Annotated in this window: 2 protein-coding genes; both read right to left on the minus strand. The window is 59.5% G+C overall.

What is annotated here, in order from left to right; genetic code table 11:
• The coding region (locus Q4P78_RS09155) for an NAD(P)H-binding protein (RefSeq protein WP_303340059.1) at window positions 1–717 on the minus strand (717 nt) is incomplete at its 3' end.
• A 74-nt stretch (window positions 718–791) separates the two neighbouring features.
• The coding region (locus Q4P78_RS09160) for a glycosyltransferase (RefSeq protein ID WP_368660906.1) at window positions 792–1139 on the minus strand (348 nt) is incomplete at its 5' end.

The following is a 1139-nucleotide window of genomic DNA, read 5'->3' on the forward strand; positions in this document are numbered from 1 at the left end:
CGGTTTGATAAGGCCGATCCCCTTCACTGCACCATCTGCTAACCGGGGCGGAATAACCGTGATCTTCGTGGGGTGCCCCACCGCCTCAAAAGCGTACTGCGCCACCTCGCGCCATGAGAGGACCTCGGGACCGCCAATATCGTAGGAACCCTCCTGGCCAGACTCCACCTTATCAAGGCAGTATGCGGCAACATCCGTCCCATGAATGGGGTTTACCTGCCCCTGCTGCCGCAGCAGATACACCCGGCCGCAGCGTGCCATCTGCGCTATAGCGCTCATATCCGAGAAGTGCCCGCTCGGGCTCACCACCTGATGCGCCAGCGGCGACTGGATCAGCGCCTGCAAGAAAGCCGTCTTCGCCCGCGTGAGCTGTGAACGAATCGACTCAGCATGTATGGCGTTCACATAGCAAAAACGGGTGACATTATGGGCGCGCGCAGACTCCAAAATATTCAGGTTCGCACGGTAGTCAATATCCCACGGGTCAGCCTTCTGCCGGGTCACCCCCAGTGCCGAAATAACCGTATCAGCACCCTCGCAGACCCCTGCCGCCCAGGAACGGTCGGTTACATCACCAACCGCCCATTCATCTACCCTATCCGCCAGCGATGGTGCACCCCACGCCCCAGCACTCTCGGCCCGAGCCTTATCGCGCACCACGGCACGCACCCCGATGCCCGCGACGATGTACCTGCTCCACAATATGACGCCCCACATAGCCCGACGCTCCAACAACCACAATATTCATCGTTTCACCTCGCTGTGTGTTCTGTGCATAAAGTTTCGCTGTTTTACAGGGGATGACGATTTCTCAGATAGTCCTCAATCACGCCGACGGCGCAAGCTGGGCCGTCCATGCCGCGCATTGCCTCGCCAAGCTGCCGTGCCTTGGCACGCATGGCCTCGTCTGAGAGCAAACGGTTCAGGATGTCGCGCATCTGGCCTCGGTGCACATCATGTTTTGTAAAGCGCAGGGCGTTGCCGTACTGCACACATTCCTCAATATTCCAGCGCTGTTCGGCCTGCATGGCGATACCCGCGAACGGTACCCCCGCCAGACACGCTGTCTGCACGGTTCCTTCACCACCGTGCGTTATTGAGGCATCAATGTGCCCGGCGAGCAGATGAGCCGGAACAGT

This window comes from Rothia sp. (in: high G+C Gram-positive bacteria), assembly GCF_030540545.1.
Classification (GTDB): domain Bacteria; phylum Actinomycetota; class Actinomycetes; order Actinomycetales; family Micrococcaceae; genus Rothia.